Here is a 16713-nt window from a genome sequence, read left to right as displayed (position 1 = left end):
CCGATGACGGGGGAACCGATTGCATTGAGCGGATTGCTTAGCCGCGTACGCGGTCACGCTGCGAGGTGTAGACACCCGACGACAGGTTGTTCCATGCCGACGATGCTGCCATCGACTCCATAGCGCTGTCGTGAATGCGCTTGAACAACTCATCACCCATGTTTTCGTCCAGAACTTCTTGGCTGGCTGCGCCAAACGCGTCCCAAACGCTGTCCGGGAATTCCATGACCTTGACACCACCGGCCTGCAGACGCTGCAGCGCTGCACCGTTGTTGGCCAGGAATTGTGCCAGGTTCCACTGGTGGCACTCGGCAGCTGCGATCTCGATGATCTTCTGCTGCGCGGCGGACAGGCTGTCATAAACCTCGCGGTTGGTGGCCAGCGACAGACCCGCACCCGGCTCATGGAAGCCCGCGGTGTAGTAGGTTTTGGTGATTTCCTGGAAACCCGCTTTTTCGTCAGCCCAGGGACCGATCCACTCGGTTCCGTCAATAGCACCGGACGACAGCGCCTGATACACTTCCGAACCCGGAATGTTCTGAACGGATGCGCCCAGTTTGCCCAGCGCCTTGCCACCCAGACCCGGCATGCGGAATTTCAGGCCGTTAAAGTCTTCGGGGCTGTTGATCTCTTTCGAGTACCAGCCACCTGCCTGCGCGCCAGTGTTACCGGCCAGGAAGGATTTCAGGCCGAAGATTTCGCCCAGTTCATCATGCAGCTCCATGCCGCCGGCATGGTAGTACCAGTTCACCAGTTCCTGTGCGGTCATGCCGAACGGAACAGCGGTGAAGAATGCATAGCCCGGGTGCTGACCCACAAAGTAGTAGTCTGCCGCGTGGTACATATCGGCCTGACCGGACGATACCGCGTCAAACACCTCAAAGGCACCAACCAGTTCACCGGCGGCTTTGATTTCAACGTTCAGGTCGCCATCCGACATTGTGGTAATGCTGTCGGCGCAACGCTGCGCGCTGTCGAACACACCTGCGAGGCCACGGCCCCACGAGGTGACCATAGTCAGCGTGCGCTTGCCTTGCGCATAGGCGGGCGCTGCCAGCGTGGTGGCTGCAGCGGCCGAGCCGCCCAGTGCTGATGTTTTCAGAAACTTACGACGATCCATATGAGTGATCCTCCCCTTCATATTCATTCCCCGGGTGATGCCGGGTCGATCGTTTCTAGTGCGCGTTAGCCTAGTTCCACACACATGAATGTGAATACCTACTACTACGTAGCCAGTCGGGTTTTTCCACATTCAAAAGCACAAATCCGGTTGATTTTACCCGCTCGCGCCCAAATCACTGTGGCCGAGCACTGTGTTCTTCCAAATTTTTTGCAATTTGCCGGCAGCTTGCGTATCGATTCGAACATGGGAGGAATCCGGAACCTAATCTCGCTAACCTATGCGCAAAAACTGTCGCTGGTTGCCGCAATCCCGCTGATCGCAGCGGTTGCGGCCATTGCAATGGTGGTCGCTTATGAATCGCGCGCGACCGCCGAGAGTGAGATACAGGCCCTCGAGCGCCGCCTGATCGAAGCCAAAAAAGAAGAGCTGCGTAATTACGTGACCCAGGCGCGGAACGGGTTTGCCTATATTTACGGTCGCGCCTCCCCGGATGACGAAATCGCAAAAAACCTCGTGACCCAGATTCTGTCGGCGATGATTTACGGCAAGGACGGGTTCTTCTTTGTCTATGACTATGACGGCAACAACCTCGTCAGCCCGCGCCAGACTGAATTCATCAATCGCAACTGGGCCGATCTGACCGACAGCGATGGCACCCCGATTGTGGATGAGTTCATCACGCTCGCCCGACAGGGCGCGGGCTGGCACAGCTTTATGTGGCAAAAACCATCGACCGGTGAAGAGGCTCAGATGATCGCCTATGTTGTTGGCCTGCAGGACTGGCGCTGGGTGGTGGGCACGGGTGTGTTCATCGATGACATCGTCGCCACCGTCGCCAATGCCCGGGCTGAGGTTGAGGCGCGCGTGCAGCGCACATTCCTTTATATCGGAGGCATTGTTCTGGCCGCTGTTCTGATCGTCTTTGCCTCGGGCATGTTGCTGAACTTCCGCGAACGGCGGCTGGCTGATGCCAAGCTTAAAGAACTGACACAGCGGGTACTGGACGCTCAGGAAGAAGAGCGCGGGCGCGTCGCCCGCGAATTGCATGACGGCATCAGCCAGATTCTGGTTGGCGTACGCTATGCTCTGGACAACGCCCGACGACGTCTGATCCGCGGGAATGACGAGTCGGCGCAGGAACCATTGCAAACAGGTATCGACAATCTGGCAACCGCCATCACCGAGGTTCGCCGCATCAGCCGCGACCTGCGTCCGGGTGTTCTGGATGATCTGGGGCTTGGGCCAGCGCTCAAGGCTTTGACCGACGATTTCAGTGAACGCACGGGTATTGAAACCGATTTCTCAACCGTGGTGTTCCGAAACCGATTGGATCAAGACAGCAAGATTGCCCTCTACCGTATTGCGCAGGAAGCCCTGACCAATATCGAGCGCCACTCGGGAGCAACTCGTGTTACCATTGACCTGCGAGGTCATAAGAAAGGCGCCACGATGCGGATTACGGACAATGGTCGCGGGTTGCGGAACGAACCAGGCCATGTCAGCACCGGAATCGGGCTACGAAACATGCAGGAACGGATCGAACAGCTTGACGGCACTCTACGCATCCTCTCATCGCGCGGCGGGCGCAGCGGCACCGTGATTGAGGTCAGCTTGCCGCTCAGTCATATGCTGCCACCACAGGAAGACCCAACGCCAAAACGAAAGGCCGGTATCTGATGTCCGGCTCAATCATCCGGGTCCTTATTGTCGACGATCACCCCATGGTCGCCGAAGGCATTCAGTCTCTGCTGGAAAGCTATGATGAGATCGAAGTTGTCGGCACACTTTCCAACGGACAAGAAGCTGTCGATCGAGCAACCCACCTGCAGCCGGACGTGATCCTGATGGATCTCAATATGCCCGGCCTGAGCGGGTTGAACGCCACCGAGATCATTTTAGAGCGCCTGCCCAAAACCCGCGTTCTGATCCTGTCGATGCATGACAGTCCCGAATACATCTCAACCGCGCTCAGCCACGGCGCCAAAGGCTATATCCTCAAGGACGTTCCCACCGAAGAGATCAAGCAAGCCATCGATGCCGTGATGCGGGGCGAGCGGTATCTTTGCACCGGGGCCAGCGGCTCGCTGGAGCCCAAGGACGGCAACACGCGCGAGGCGCTGACCGGCCGGGAACAGACAATCCTGCTGGAATTGGCGCAGGGTAAATCCAACAAAGAGGTGGCACTGGCGCTGGACATTTCGGTGCGCACGGTTGAGACGCATCGCAAGAACATCAAGCGCAAACTTGGCATCTCCTCCACCGCCGGCTTGACCCGCTATGCCCTGGAGCATGGCGTCCTGCAGGGCACCAGCCCCGGGCTATGACCGCAGCGCGAAACGCGCTGCCCGGCCCAACCGAAGGAGATGTGCCAACGGCACATTGAAGTCGGGCGGGAGCACTACCCGCTGCCGCGTTCACTGATATCTTCACCAAAGAACACCAAAGTCCCGTCTTCATCGAGGACATGAAATTCGCGCTGCTGATAGGGCTGATCGAATGGCGGGCGCACCCGCCCTTCAGGCAGTTCCTCCAACCCGGGGCGCAGGATTTCGAACAGGCTGTCGATTCCTTTGACGTCAACATAGAACGACTGCTCATCCCCCAATGCGCGCCCATCCTGACGCGGTGGACATTCCAATAATCGGATCGCCACAGGATCACGGCGCAAAAAGGCATAATTGTCTTGCCTGAATGTGCAGGAAAACCCAAGCCGCCGAGTGTAGAACTCAATCTGCGCGTCCAAAGAAGAACAAAGGACAAATGGTGTAAGTTGTAATATCTGCATCAAAACAGCCCTCTTCCAACCTCGGGCCCGAGACTAGCACATATCAGTCAAGCAGTTGATCACCCCGCAACCCTTCACGCTCATAATGATGCGGCAGCACACGGCCATAGAGTTGACGGGTCCGCTCCACCCCACCACACATGCCTTCGGTTTCGACAAACGAAAAGATACCAACATAGCGTTTCCGTTGTCCTTCAACCGGCGCAACCCGGTGCAAGGCATAGCGCCCCTTGAATATCTGCAGGTCGCCCGGTTGCAGTTCCAGTTGGTGTACGCCCCTCCTGCTGCCATCCAAAATCGCAGCGACGCCCTTGAAATTCTCGTCTTCACTGGTCCGCAGATTGGGTGCGTATTCGAATGCACCGCCCTCCTCGCCATTCTGGATTGCCAGCGTCACGGTGTAATTATTGGTGTCAAAATGCCACGGAAAGCCGCCTCCCTTCTCGACCACATTGATGATCACATCCGCCAAAGGGTCATCATATCGGAAGAACCGATCCTCCGGCTCGTTCAAAGCCGTGCGGATGAAAGGCATGAAACCTTCATACTCATAAATACGCCGCAGCGGGCTTGTGACAGGGAAGTTGTCAGCCGGAACAAAGGCGTTGGATCGGTCATAAAACCGTCGGATTGGATGACCGATCCCGTAACTGGGATCATCCTGCGTAAAATAGGCATTCGTGCGATTGAACGATCGATGGGCTTTGGGAGCGACGTGATCGGCCTCAGCGATCAGTTTCCCAAGGCCATCTTCGTGCACAAAGCCGGGGAGGACCGCGCATCCATCAACTTCCAGATCCCGCCTCAGGTCCGCGATCAGCTGCATGTACCCGTATGAATCAGGCCGATCGATCGGATAGCGCCCCAGATCCACAAGATCGTGCAGCATGTCTGACCTCCCGATTTAGCGCTGTTTTCACCAGCCTGCCTCAGCATCGGGCGCTGCTCTGGTCTGTTTCAGACATGGGCCTGACGCAATCAGACCACTGTTGATCACCCGATCGCCCACCAATTTGCGGCGAATTTTCGCGGATATTTCTCGACCTGCGTCATTTTGCGCAACAAAATATCAAATCCCACAAGCCCAGACTTACAATATTTTTGTATTTGCCTGTTGACGCCCCTTCCCCTCAACCATAATGTCCCTGCACGCAAAGAAGGAGCCTCTGGCGATGAAAGCGCTAGTCGTAATCGTAGGAAACACGCGCATGGGCCGGTAACGGTAAACCATAATCGAACCCATGCGCCTCCGAAAATCTCGGGGGCTTTTTTTTGGCAACACGCAAGACACATGTCGCGAACGGAGCAAAGCAGATGACACGTGAGATGACCGGCGCAAAGATGGTAGTTCAAGCCCTCAAGGATCAGGGCGTGGACACGGTATTCGGATACCCCGGTGGCGCCGTCCTACCGATCTATGACGAGATCTTTCTGCAAAATGACATCCGTCACATTCTGGTGCGCCACGAACAAGGTGCTGTGCACGCAGCCGAAGGTTATGCCCGGTCAACCGGCAAGCCGGGCGTTGCGCTGGTAACCTCGGGCCCCGGCGCGACCAATGCGGTGACCGGCCTGACCGATGCGTTGCTGGACTCGATCCCGATTGTCGTTCTGACCGGGCAGGTTCCGACCTTCATGATTGGCTCTGACGCCTTTCAGGAAGCCGACACTGTGGGCATCACGCGCCCCTGCACCAAGCACAACTGGTTGGTGAAGGATACGGACTCGCTGGCGGCAACTATGCACGAGGCCTTCCATGTGGCCACTTCCGGTCGCCCCGGCCCCGTGCTCGTTGACATTCCGAAGGACGTTCAGTTCGCCTCGGGTGAATACACGACGCCAAAACCGTCGACCTCTCACTATCAGCCAGTATTGAAGGGCGATCTGGAAGAAATCACGGAGCTTGTTGCAGCAATCGAGACCGCGAAGAAGCCAGTGTTCTACACCGGCGGCGGCGTCATCAACTCGGGCCCGGCTGCCAGCCAGCTGCTGCGCGAACTGGTGGACGCAACCGGCTTTCCGATCACATCGACCCTGATGGGGCTTGGGGCCTATCCGGCCTCGGGCGAAAACTGGATCGGCATGCTTGGGATGCATGGGCTCTACGAGGCCAACATGGCGATGCATGATTGCGATCTGATGATAAACATCGGCGCGCGATTTGATGACCGTATCACCGGCCGGATCGATGCGTTCTCGCCGAACTCAATCAAAGCCCATGTAGATATCGACCCGTCGTCGATCAACAAAGTTATCCGTGTCGACATCCCAATAGTTGGCGATGTTGCCCACGTGCTTGAGGATATTCTGAAAGTCTGGAAAGCACGCGGTCGCAAAACAGACGCTGCCAATATCAAGCAGTGGCAGGACCAGATTAACGAATGGCGCAAGGTCAACTGCCTTGCCTTCACAAACAGCGAAAAGACCATCAAGCCGCAATACGCGCTGCAACGGCTTGAAGAGCTGACGAAGAAATACGACCGCTATGTCACAACCGAGGTTGGACAGCACCAGATGTGGGCGGCGCAATATCTGGGTTTTGAAGACCCCAACCGCTGGATGACTTCGGGCGGGCTGGGCACTATGGGCTATGGTTTCCCCGCCTCGATCGGTGTGCAAATGGCACATCCCGATGCGCTGGTCATCAACGTGGCCGGTGAGGCCTCGTGGCTGATGAACATGCAGGAAATGGGCACGGCCGCGCAGTACCGCCTGCCCGTGAAGCAGTTCATCCTAAATAACGAGCGGCTGGGAATGGTGCGCCAATGGCAAGAGCTGCTGCACGGCGAACGCTATTCGCATTCGTGGTCCGAGGCCCTGCCCGATTTCGTCAAGCTCGCTGAAGCCTTTGGTGCCAAGGGTATCCTGTGTTCCGACCCGGCCGATCTGGACGACGCGATCATCGAGATGATCAATTACGACGGTCCGGTCATCTTCGACTGCGTGGTCGAAAAGCACGAGAATTGCTTCCCGATGATCCCATCGGGCAAGGCCCACAATGAGATGCTGCTGGGCGAAGCCGAAACGCAGGGCGTGATCGATAGCAAGGGGTCGGTTCTGGTTTAACAAAATTCGACTAACTTTATCGGGCGCAGGATGGCGCCCGGCTCTCTCAAGATCATGAAAGGGACATGAATGTCTGCCCTGCAAATCAAAAAAGGTGCAACCCGCCATTCTGCATATAACCTACGCCCGACATTCTCGGACGTGCAGGAACAACACACGATCGCGGTGCTGGTTGAAAACGAACCGGGGGTTCTGGCCCGCGTAATTGGTCTGTTCTCGGGTCGTGGCTATAATATTGAAAGTCTAACGGTTGCTGAGGTTGACCATACCGGGCATCTCAGCCGAATTACCATCGTCACCACCGGCACCCCGCAAGTGATCGAGCAGATCAAGGCGCAGCTTGGACGCATCGTGTCGGTCCGTGACGTGCATGATCTGACCGTCGAAGGTGCTTCGGTCGAGCGCGAGCTGGCGATCATAAAGGTTGTGGGTGAAGGCGATAAACGGGTCGAAGCCCTGCGACTGGCCGACATTTTCCGGGCCAATGTCGTCGATAGTACGCTGAATTCGTTCATCTTCGAGATCACCGGTGCACCGGACAAGATCGATGCCTTTGCCGATCTGATGCGCCCTCTTGGCTTGATTGAAATCGCCCGTACCGGAGTTGCAGCCCTGTTGCGCGGTGACTAAGCCCCATTTCCGCCCCGGGACTGAATTCATTCTCGGGGCGGCGGCCTGCTTGGCCATTGTGCCCTGCTAACCTCAAAAAGGCTTAATGCGTTCATCAAATATGAGCAACAGCATGAAAAAGATCATGCAAATAGGCTGAAAGCCTATTGATTTTGCTTATCATCAGACTAGCCTGTGACGCGTAGCGAGGCGCTTTGCAGCGCCCGTTGGGGTCAACTTTACGATTTCTGAATACTGCGCGGCCGCTGTGCCGCCGCAAACCTGTTTTTGCTGAAGATACAAACGGAAATCTGGGACAGAAGTGACCGACATCAATCGCAGCCCCGCAGAATTGCGCAGCATGTTCGGAGCCAACCTTAGGCAGCTCGCAAACAGTTATCGGTCGGTTTCAGAGCTTTGCCGCCAATTGGGTATCAATCGAACTCAGTTTAATCGCTATCTGTCAGGTGAAAGTTTTCCCAGGCCGGATGTGCTGGACCGGATGTGTCGATTCTTCGATATCGACGCGCGTATCCTGCTGAAACCTTTGGATGAAATAGAACCGGTCGCCGCTCATCCCGCATCAGAAATCATCGATCGATTTCTCGTCACCGGGTCAGAAAAAACTATGGCGACCGGATTTTATCACGCCGCTGAGGCCTCACCAAACCGACGCGAACCAACACTTCACCGGCTACTGTTTATGCGCCGCATTCGGCATTGCACCTTGCTGCGCAGCTATGAACCCTTGTCGCATATGCCGAAATGCTCCGCGCCCATGCGTGAGGTTCAGGGCATCGTTTCTCACATCGGCGGACAAGTCTGCGCATTGATGTCCCGGCCCGGCGCACAGGATTGCAGAATGATGGTTCTGAACCTTCCGCCTGAATGGGCACCTCAGGAATGGTCGGGTTATGTGTATCGGTTGGCCGGTGGCAGTGGATCCGATGTAAGACGGCTTACGCTGCATCACCTTGGGCATGATTTGTCCGCAGCACTGCAATCGGCACGAAAGGCGCACAATTCATCAGGGCCTGACTTAAACGGACAGATTTAAGAGGGTGTCGGCTGAGCAGCCCCGGACGGATCGTTGTCCAAGATCAAGCGATAAAGATGCCAGCTGGCATGCCCCAGCAAAGGCAGGACGATAAACAGACCCAGGAACCAAGGGATCATCGCCAAAAAAGTGATGATCGCGATGAAGGCCCCCCACGCCAGCATCACACCCATGTTCGCTTTGACATAGGCAAAGCTGGTGATCATCGCGGTCACAAAATCCAGCTCACGATCCAGCAGCATAGGAATCGACAGCACGGTGATCATGTACAGAATGATTGCAAATACGGCCCCGACCAGTGTGCCCAGTACCAACATGCTCAGCCCATTCGTGGTCAGGAACACCTCAAATGATGTTGAAATATTGGTCATCGTCGACAGCCCCATGAACAGGGCAAAGATCATGTGGCCCAGAAAGAACCAGAACAGAAAGATCACCACGATAATGGCGCAGATCGACGGCAGTTGCCTTCGGCTTTGCTGTATGACCACGCCGAAGATCGCACCGGGATTCAACGGCTCTCCCCGTTCCAGCCGGTGCGAGACCTCATATAATCCCACGGCAGCAAACGGCCCGATCAGGGGAAAGCCGATCGCGGCCAAAACCAGCCAGAACGACGTTCCCGTCTGCAGCGTGACCCACGCCATCAGCCACCCGGCCAGCACGTAGAAGCCCGCAAACAGAAGCCCAAAAAGCGGCGCGCGGCGATAATCCTGCCACGCTCGACGCAGTGCCTCTTTCAGTATCGCGGAATCGACGGGTTTCAGCGTCGGCACACCAAAGGGTTTGTCCATTCTTGTTTTCTCCTCCCGGGCGGTTGTTCTACATGGCGGGTCGTTTCTGAGGCCAAAGCGTTGCAGAATGATATGCCGCCCCAATCGACAAGATCCGCGCATCTGCACCACGCGGACCGAACAGCTGCATTCCCATCGGCAGCCTTTGTGGTCCGAAACCGACAGGCGCACCCAGACAGGGCAACCCTAAAAGGCTGACGGGTATCACGACCTGCATCCAGCGATGGTAGGTATCCATCCCCTGCCCCTTGATTTCGGTTGGGTACGGCGTTTCGAGCTCGAACGGCCAGACCTGCGCTACGGGCAACACCAAGGCGTCATAGTCTTCGAAAAGCTCCACCGCCCGCTTGTGCCAGTCAGACCGGTTCACACTGGCCCGGTGCACATCCATCGCGCTGAGCGCCAGGCCGCGCTCCAATTCCCATTGCGCGGTGTCTTTGAGTGACGATTTCTTCTTGGCCAAAGGCTCCAGCCCTGCGGCCACTGACCAGGAGCGCAGAGTAATCCAACTGTCCCAGATCAGGTCCGCGTCAAACGGGGGGGCAAGCGCCTCAACGCGCGCACCGCGTTCTTCGAATACGTGCAACGCATCGCGGCATAGCGCGAGGATACCCTCTTCGCACGGAAACGCCCCGCCCCAGTCGCCCAACCAGCCTATGCGCATCCCTGTCAGATCAGCCGCTTGAACGGGCGACACGCGCTCGACCTCTGTGCTTAATGGCATCCTTGGATCGGGGCCGGATATGACGTCAAGCAATAGCCCGATGTCTTCAGGGCTGCGCGCCATGGGCCCCAGAGTTGAAAGCTGATGCAGATAACTGTCCCCCACTGGCTCAGACGGAACGCGCCCCCAACTTGGCCTGAACCCGTAGACGTTGTTCCAGGCAGCCGGGTTGCGCAGGCTGCCCATCATGTCCGAGCCGTCTGCCAGCGCCAGCATTCCAGTCGCCAACGCCACTGCTGCACCGCCCGACGAACCTCCACAGGTTTTCGTGGGATCATAGGGGTTGTGTGTTGCACCATAGACAGGATTGAACGTGTGCGAACCCAGTCCGAATTCCGGCGTGTTGGTCTTACCGATCAGAATTGCCCCAGCAGCCCTTAGCCGGGCGGCCAGCAGATCGTCAGTTTGCGGCACATGATCCTTGAACAATGGCGAACCCTGTGTCGAAGTGATCCCTGCCACATTTACCAGATCTTTCACCGCTATCGGCACCCCGTGCAGCGCGCCGCGAGGTGACACGGCATCCGCCGCCCGCGCCTCGGCCATCAAAGCGTCTTCATCCCGCAGCGCGACAATCGCGTTTACCTCACCGTTCACCTGGGCGATCCGATCCAGCGTCGCGCGCATCAGTTCTGCAGCTGAAAGCTGTCGGCTGGACAAGGCGTCAAGAATGTCCGTCGCGGATGCTCTGGTCAAATCCATGCGGGTTGGTCCTTTGGCTGCTCGTCATCAGCCTAGCGACGTGCTCGGACCATTTAAAGCCACTGTTTAAATGTATCTTTTTAGATTTTCGCAAAGAAGAGCGGCGCAAGAGCGCGCATCATCTGATCCTGAGGTCGATCCGCACATTGCTGTCGCGGCCCAGCACATTCTTCAGACCAAAGACGATCATCACCAGACTAAGCACCAGCCACAACCCGCCCCACATCATGGTGGTTCCCCCGAATTCTTCAGCCAGCATATATGCATCTGATCGCAATCCCGCGCGTCGGATCGTGTCATCGAAAATGTCAAACGGAACGTAGATCATGCTGGTCAGCCCGATGACCCGTAGAATCAGATCACACAGGTTGCGGTCCAGGAACCACGCGGTGGCCAGCATCACCGCTCCACAGCCCGCGCTGAACGCCATGGCAAACGGTTCCCGGATATACAGGAGCGCAACAATCAGCATGACTCCCCCAAAGAGACCAAGCGCAGCCCGATCGGCATTGGTTCGCAGGGCGATCATCAGCAGGCCCATCCCAAGCATCAAGGACCCAAGATATCCCGCTGACAGACTGACAAACCGATTGCCTCCTCGGCCAATAACCAGACCACCTTGTTGTGGAGAGACCGAGAAACTTTCAACCGAACCACCGGTCAGGATAATGGCACCGGCATGTGAAAGCTCATGCAGGAACACAACCAGGATTTTCAACGGAAGCACCAGCATCGTGTTCCAGAACACAAACACCAACGCGACAATTGCGATCAATTGCCAGTGGCCCTTGATCAGGTTCACAGCCGAGGTCAGGGACTGCCGCAATTAGCCCTCGCCCTGCGCCTCGGACCGGCTTTTGCCCGAGACATTCAGGGCCAGTGTCGCCGCCATGAAACCATCCAGATCGCCATCCAGCACACCCTTGGTGTCCGATGTCTCGTGATTGGTCCGCAAGTCTTTGACCATCTGATAGGGCTGCAGCACGTAAGACCGGATCTGGTTGCCCCAGCCCGCATCACCCTTTGCTTCGTGGGCGGCGTTGATCTCGGCGTTTCTGCGATCCAGCTCTTGCTGGTACAGCCGGGACTTGAGCGCCTTCATGGCAATATCTCGGTTCTGGTGTTGCGATTTCTCGGAACTGGTCACCACGATTCCGGTTGGAATATGCGTGATCCGAACGGCCGAGTCCGTCGTGTTCACGTGCTGACCGCCCGCGCCGGACGAGCGATAGGTGTCGACGCGGATATCGGCCGGGTTCACCTCAATCTCTATATTGTCATCCACCACAGGATAAACCCAGACCGAACTGAACGAGGTATGACGCTTGGCCGCCGAGTCGAACGGAGAGATACGCACCAGACGGTGCACGCCACTTTCCGATTTCAACCAGCCATAGGCGTTGTGGCCAGTTATCTTGTAGGCGGCGGACTTGATCCCCGCCTCTTCCCCCGCTGTCTCGGATTGCAGTTCGACCGTATAGCCTTTTTTCTCGGCCCAGCGGACATACATCCGCGCCAGCATCGAGGCCCAGTCGCAGCTTTCCGTACCGCCCGCGCCCGAGTTGATCTCAAGGAAGGTATCATTGCCGTCCGCTTCGCCATCAAGCAGCGCCTCAAGCTCTTTCTTTGCGGCCTTGGTCTGCAGCTTTTTGATCGCTTCTTCGGCGTCGGTAACGACCTCTTCGTCCTCTTCCATCTCGCCCAGTTCGATCAGCTCAATATTGTCGCTGAGATCGGTCTTGATAGATTCGTAGGTCTCGATGGCATCGACCAGCAACTGCCGCTCGCGCATCAATTTCTGCGCGTTCTCGGGATTGTCCCACAGGTTCGGATCTTCAACACGCGCGTTGAATTCCTCCAACCGGTGCGGCGCTGTTTCATAGTCCATGCGCTGCGCCAGCAGCTCCAGCGACTTTTCGATTTCCGCCACGATATTCTGGGTTTCGGCGCGCATGGTCAGGTCCCAACTTGCTCAATCAGGTGTGCGTGATAGCAAGAGGTGCGAGGCACCACAAGACGACTGAGCCGGGAAACTTGGGCGGATCAGTAAAGCCCGCCGCCCTGCAGATCGCCCTGGCTGGCATTGGGGCCAACCGTGATCGTATCCCCGGTTGAGGTGGTCACCTGACGGCCCGAACTTGCCTCTTCAAACAACGGCAGGTCAGATCCCATCGCGAAGCCACCGTCATAGACGCGATCGATAAAACCATCCACGCCATCACGGAAATACTCGGCGACCACATATTCTCCACTCGCGTCTTCTGGCAGGCGCGCGCCGCTGAAACGGTCAATCTTGATGAAATGGCCACCCGGAGGCACCTCGAACGGGCCACCGCCGTATTTCTCGACTGCTTTTTCCATAAAGCTTTGGAACACAGGACCGCACAAGGTGCCGCCGTAGGCTCCTCGGCCCATCGGGCGCGGGCGGTCATAACCGATGTAGCAACCGGCCACGATATTTGAGGTGAAACCGATGAACCACGCATCCTTGGATTCGTTCGTGGTGCCGGTCTTGCCCGCTGTGGGCACGGGCAGGTTCACAACACGTGATGCAGTGCCGCGATCAACCACGCCCTTCATCATCGACGTCAACTGGTAGGCGGTGATGGCATCCATGACCTGGCTGCGATCGGTGAGGATCGTCGGCGATTCATCAGGCTCAAGCCAGCTAGAGTTACAATCGACACACTGGCGATCGTCATGGCGATAGATGGTCTTGCCGAACCGGTCCTGAATACGGTCAACCAGTGTGGGTTCAACCCGCTCGCCACCATTGGCGAACATCGCATAGGCAGCGACCATTTTGTACAGCGTAGTCTCTTCAGACCCTAGCGAGTTCGCAAGGAACGCCCCCATCCGGTCATAAACGCCAAACCGCTCGGCATAGCCTGCGACCACGGGCATTGTGACTTCTTGCGCCAGACGGATGGTCATCAGGTTCCGCGACTGTTCGATCCCGGTACGCAAGGGCGTTGGACCGTAAAACTTGTTCGTCGAGTTCTTGGGTCGCCACAGTCCCTGCGGTGTATTCACTTCAATCGGCGCATCCACAACGATCGTTGCGGGGCTGTATCCGCTGTCTAGCGCCGCTGCATAAACGAACGGTTTGAAGCTCGACCCGGGTTGGCGCTGTGCCTGAGTGGCGCGGTTAAACACGGTATCCTGATACGAGAACCCGCCCTGCATCGCCAGAACACGGCCCGAATTCACGTCCATCGCGACAAAGCCGCCCTGCACTTCTGGCACCTGACGGGCAGACCACTGCCCCTCTTCGCCAGCCATTACCAGAATGACATCGCCGCGTTCGAAATTGTCCTGGAAATTGCCCTGCATCCACTTGATGTCTTCGCGCGGGACGGTGCCATCTGCTGGGCCATCTTCGATACCAACGGTCAGGGATTGGTCGGCCACGTTCAGAACAACGGCAGGATACCACTGCGTCGGCAGCACCACGTCGCGGGGGATTTCCATGATCGCCAGCGCCTCGCGCCACTGTGCTTCATCCGCCAGCTTCTCCTCGGCGATGACCTCGCCTGTGCCGCGCCACCGCCCGCGAGAGCGGTCGTATTTCTGCAGCGCCGTGCGTAGGGCTTTCGCCGCTTCGACCTGCATTTCCTCATCCACCGAGGCGCGTACGGTGAAACCGCCAGTGAAGAACTCACCCTCGCCAAAATCCTCGCTCAACTGGCGTCGGATTTCGTCGGTGAAATAGTCACGCGGCGGCAGTGCAGTGCGGAAGCTTTCAAAATCCCCGTTCTGAACCGAACGCAAAGGCATCTCGACTTCGGTCTCATAGGTGGCCTGATCGATATAGCCGTTCTGCTGCATCTCGCGCAGCACATAGTTGCGGCGGTTCAGCAAACGTTCTTTCTGCCGCACAGGATGGTAGTCCGATGGTGCCTTGGGCATCGCCGCCAGCATCGCGGCTTCATGCGGGGCCAGTTCCTGCAGAGTTTTGTTGAAATAGGTCTGCGCAGCAGCGGTCACACCATAAGAGTTCTGGCCCAGAAAGATCTCGTTCATATACAGCTCGAGGATCTGTTCCTTGTCCAAGGTATCCTCAAGCCGGGTGGCGAGGATAATTTCCTTGATCTTGCGCTCGGCCCGGCGATCACCGGACAAAAGGAAGTTCTTCATCACCTGCTGCGTGATGGTTGAAGCACCACGAACGGTTTCGCCTTTAGTGCGCACTGCCTCGACCCCGGCAGCAATGATCCCACGCGGGTCATAACCCTGATGAGTATAGAAGTTTTTATCTTCCGCCGAGATAAAGGCCTGTTTTACCAGATCGGGAATTTCCTCGGACGGCGTAAACAGGCGGCGCTCCTGCGCAAATTCGTCGATCAGCTGGCCCTCACCCGAGTAAATCCGGCTGATCGTCGGTGGTTTGTATTGTGCCAATGATTCATGACTGGGCAGGTCTCGGCCATACATCCAGAACACCGCACCAACGACCAGCGCGGCCATAAAAATACCTAATGTCACGAGACTGAAAATTGCCCCGAAGAACGAAAGAATGAACCGGATCACGTTACTGCCTTTTACTCGCGATGACGCCTATATAGTGTCGCCCCCGCGCAGGGTCAAAACACGAAAGGCTACAATGGCTGTTTTGCGCCGCTGCGTCATTGTCTGATCAGAGATCGCTTCACCAGATCGTCCCGGCGCCAGTTCTCAAGCCCCTGCACAAGCCCATGCGCCATGGATGCGCGCCAGTTTGGATCAGAGATGTTCTTGAAATCGCGCGGGCTGGACAAAAAACCCAACTCAACCAGAACCGATGGGATATCTGCTGCCTTCAACACCGAAAACGACGAAGAACGTAGCGGACGCCGATTCATCGGGCCTCCCTGCTGCGTCATTCCATCCACCAGCGAGCGCGCCAGTGCGCTACTGCGTGGCACCGTCTCTTGCCGAGCCAGATCCAGCAACACATCAGCGACCTGATCGTCCGCACCGCTGAGATCAATACCTGCGATCAAATCACTCCGGTCATGCCGTTCGGCCAGCTTTTGACTGGCAACGTCTGAAGCTTCCTCTGAAAGAGTGTAGACGACCGACCCATGCGCCAGCCCTTCGGAAAGCGAATCCGCATGCAGTGAGATAAACACGTCGGCCCCGGCCTGATGTGCCAGCGAGATACGGCGTTCGAGCGAGACGAATTGATCGTCAACACGCGTCATCACCACTTCGAAACCGCCGGTACGCAGCAGCGCCTCTCGCAGCTCTCGCGCGAAGGTCAGCATCAGTGTTTTCTCATTGGTATCAGCGAATTCTGCCCCGGGATCAATGCCGCCATGCCCGGGATCCAGCATGACCCTAACCGCCCGCACACCGTCGCGCCGCGGCAGTGCCGGTGTCACTGCGGGTTCCGGCAAATCCCAGCCGGGTTGACGGGGGGCACCTGCGCTGGCTGCAAAACTGTCAAAATCAATGCCTTTCAGGTGCAGCGATAGTTGAGCAGTGCCCATCGCCTGATCAACCCGCAGATCAGCTGTTTCCACCGCCAGCGGAGCGCCCAGCTCCAACACCAGACGCGACCAACCGGGCACGTATGCCCCGAATTGAACACCGCTGATCCGGCTGGTTTGCAGGAAGGTCTCGCGGTTCAGGCCAGACCAGTCGACCTCTTGGAAATCCAGAACCACGCGGTATGGATCGCGCAGCGTGAACACGCGGTATGGCACGCCTTGAGTCAGCCCAAGTTCGACCCTTACGCCGGTATTGCCATCATCGACGATGCTGCTCTGGTCCGGAAGGACGCGTGCGAGCGCGCTGAAGTCCTGCGCGACAGCGACACCGTTCAACGCCCAGATCAGGGCGATTGCGTAGAAAATCCTGCTCATGGCCTCA

Annotated in this window: 14 protein-coding genes; 5 read left to right on the top strand and 9 right to left on the bottom strand. The window is 57.3% G+C overall.

Annotated elements, in window-relative coordinates:
• Positions 1-37: 37 nt before the first annotated feature.
• Positions 38-1120: a TRAP transporter substrate-binding protein gene (locus ACRZ9U_RS08915; RefSeq protein ID WP_170396967.1), complete on the bottom strand. Its 1083-nt coding sequence runs from the start codon at positions 1118-1120 to the stop codon at positions 38-40.
• Between the two features lie 246 nt (positions 1121-1366).
• Between ACRZ9U_RS08915 and ACRZ9U_RS08910 the strand changes: the two genes are divergently transcribed.
• Positions 1367-2800, top strand: coding sequence for a cache domain-containing protein (locus tag ACRZ9U_RS08910; RefSeq protein ID WP_170402995.1), 1434 nt, complete (start codon positions 1367-1369; stop codon positions 2798-2800).
• The gene (locus tag ACRZ9U_RS08905) at positions 2800-3447 is read left to right on the top strand and encodes a response regulator transcription factor (RefSeq protein ID WP_170402998.1); all 648 of its coding nucleotides are present in this window, start codon (positions 2800-2802) and stop codon (positions 3445-3447) included. The genes ACRZ9U_RS08910 and ACRZ9U_RS08905 overlap by 1 nt, the downstream gene beginning before the upstream one ends.
• 74 nt (positions 3448-3521) lie before the next feature.
• Here ACRZ9U_RS08905 and ACRZ9U_RS08900 read toward each other — a convergent pair whose 3' ends face one another.
• The gene (locus ACRZ9U_RS08900; RefSeq protein ID WP_480885860.1) at positions 3522-3908 is read right to left on the bottom strand and encodes a bleomycin resistance protein; all 387 of its coding nucleotides are present in this window, start codon (positions 3906-3908) and stop codon (positions 3522-3524) included.
• A 43-nt stretch (positions 3909-3951) separates the two neighbouring features.
• Positions 3952-4797, bottom strand: coding sequence for a HalD/BesD family halogenase (locus ACRZ9U_RS08895; protein WP_170403004.1), 846 nt, complete (start codon positions 4795-4797; stop codon positions 3952-3954).
• Between the two features lie 425 nt (positions 4798-5222).
• On the opposite strand from ACRZ9U_RS08895, the gene ACRZ9U_RS08890 reads away from it, so the two are divergent.
• From ACRZ9U_RS08890 to ACRZ9U_RS08880, 3 genes are all read left to right on the top strand, one after another.
• Positions 5223-6974 (top strand): acetolactate synthase 3 large subunit, encoded by a 1752-nt coding sequence (locus tag ACRZ9U_RS08890; protein ID WP_170403007.1) that lies wholly within the window; start codon positions 5223-5225, stop codon positions 6972-6974.
• Between the two features lie 69 nt (positions 6975-7043).
• Entirely contained in the window at positions 7044-7604 is a 561-nt protein-coding gene (ilvN, locus tag ACRZ9U_RS08885) for an acetolactate synthase small subunit (protein WP_010442156.1), read from the top strand.
• A 340-nt stretch (positions 7605-7944) separates the two neighbouring features.
• On the top strand, positions 7945-8640 hold the full coding sequence (locus tag ACRZ9U_RS08880; protein WP_170404700.1) for a helix-turn-helix domain-containing protein: 696 nt from the start codon (positions 7945-7947) through the stop codon (positions 8638-8640).
• Here the strand turns inward: ACRZ9U_RS08880 and ACRZ9U_RS08875 are convergent.
• The 6 genes from ACRZ9U_RS08875 to ACRZ9U_RS08850 all read right to left on the bottom strand — a co-directional run bounded on the left by ACRZ9U_RS08875 (position 8637) and on the right by ACRZ9U_RS08850 (position 16706).
• On the bottom strand, positions 8637-9434 hold the full coding sequence (locus ACRZ9U_RS08875) for a DUF2189 domain-containing protein (RefSeq protein ID WP_170403010.1): 798 nt from the start codon (positions 9432-9434) through the stop codon (positions 8637-8639). The genes ACRZ9U_RS08880 and ACRZ9U_RS08875 overlap by 4 nt on opposite strands.
• 28 nt (positions 9435-9462) lie before the next feature.
• On the bottom strand, positions 9463-10860 hold the full coding sequence (locus ACRZ9U_RS08870) for an amidase (RefSeq protein ID WP_170403014.1): 1398 nt from the start codon (positions 10858-10860) through the stop codon (positions 9463-9465).
• A 118-nt stretch (positions 10861-10978) separates the two neighbouring features.
• Positions 10979-11686 (bottom strand): M50 family metallopeptidase, encoded by a 708-nt coding sequence (locus ACRZ9U_RS08865; protein WP_480901612.1) that lies wholly within the window; start codon positions 11684-11686, stop codon positions 10979-10981.
• Positions 11687-12814, bottom strand: a complete 1128-nt coding sequence (gene prfB / locus ACRZ9U_RS08860; protein ID WP_170403025.1) for a peptide chain release factor 2 — start codon at positions 12812-12814, stop codon at positions 11687-11689.
• An 89-nt stretch (positions 12815-12903) separates the two neighbouring features.
• The gene (locus ACRZ9U_RS08855) at positions 12904-15390 is read right to left on the bottom strand and encodes a PBP1A family penicillin-binding protein (protein WP_170403028.1); all 2487 of its coding nucleotides are present in this window, start codon (positions 15388-15390) and stop codon (positions 12904-12906) included.
• 95 nt (positions 15391-15485) lie between these two features.
• On the bottom strand, positions 15486-16706 hold the full coding sequence (locus ACRZ9U_RS08850) for an N-acetylmuramoyl-L-alanine amidase (protein ID WP_170403031.1): 1221 nt from the start codon (positions 16704-16706) through the stop codon (positions 15486-15488).
• Between the last annotated feature and the right edge of the window lie 7 nt (positions 16707-16713).

This window comes from Ruegeria sp. D7 (assembly GCF_056534355.1).
Note: the sequence above shows the minus strand (reverse complement) of the source record. Positions and strands in the feature narration are given on the sequence as shown.

What these genes read in the sequence shown, in the direction of transcription:
- ACRZ9U_RS08915 (WP_170396967.1), bottom strand. Translation starts at nt 1,120, where the DNA reads ATGGATCGTCGTAAGTTTCTGAAAACATCAGCACTGGGCGGCTCGGCC.
- ACRZ9U_RS08895 (WP_170403004.1), bottom strand. Translation starts at nt 4,797, where the DNA reads ATGCTGCACGATCTTGTGGATCTGGGGCGCTATCCGATCGATCGGCCT.
- ACRZ9U_RS08910 (WP_170402995.1), top strand. Translation starts at nt 1,367, where the DNA reads ATGGGAGGAATCCGGAACCTAATCTCGCTAACCTATGCGCAAAAACTG.
- ilvN (WP_010442156.1), top strand. Translation starts at nt 7,044, where the DNA reads ATGTCTGCCCTGCAAATCAAAAAAGGTGCAACCCGCCATTCTGCATAT.
- prfB (WP_170403025.1), bottom strand. Translation starts at nt 12,814, where the DNA reads ATGCGCGCCGAAACCCAGAATATCGTGGCGGAAATCGAAAAGTCGCTG.
- ACRZ9U_RS08880 (WP_170404700.1), top strand. Translation starts at nt 7,945, where the DNA reads ATGTTCGGAGCCAACCTTAGGCAGCTCGCAAACAGTTATCGGTCGGTT.
- ACRZ9U_RS08900 (WP_480885860.1), bottom strand. Translation starts at nt 3,908, where the DNA reads ATGCAGATATTACAACTTACACCATTTGTCCTTTGTTCTTCTTTGGAC.
- ACRZ9U_RS08875 (WP_170403010.1), bottom strand. Translation starts at nt 9,434, where the DNA reads ATGGACAAACCCTTTGGTGTGCCGACGCTGAAACCCGTCGATTCCGCG.
- ACRZ9U_RS08905 (WP_170402998.1), top strand. Translation starts at nt 2,800, where the DNA reads ATGTCCGGCTCAATCATCCGGGTCCTTATTGTCGACGATCACCCCATG.
- ACRZ9U_RS08870 (WP_170403014.1), bottom strand. Translation starts at nt 10,860, where the DNA reads ATGGATTTGACCAGAGCATCCGCGACGGACATTCTTGACGCCTTGTCC.
- ACRZ9U_RS08890 (WP_170403007.1), top strand. Translation starts at nt 5,223, where the DNA reads ATGACACGTGAGATGACCGGCGCAAAGATGGTAGTTCAAGCCCTCAAG.
- ACRZ9U_RS08850 (WP_170403031.1), bottom strand. Translation starts at nt 16,706, where the DNA reads ATGAGCAGGATTTTCTACGCAATCGCCCTGATCTGGGCGTTGAACGGT.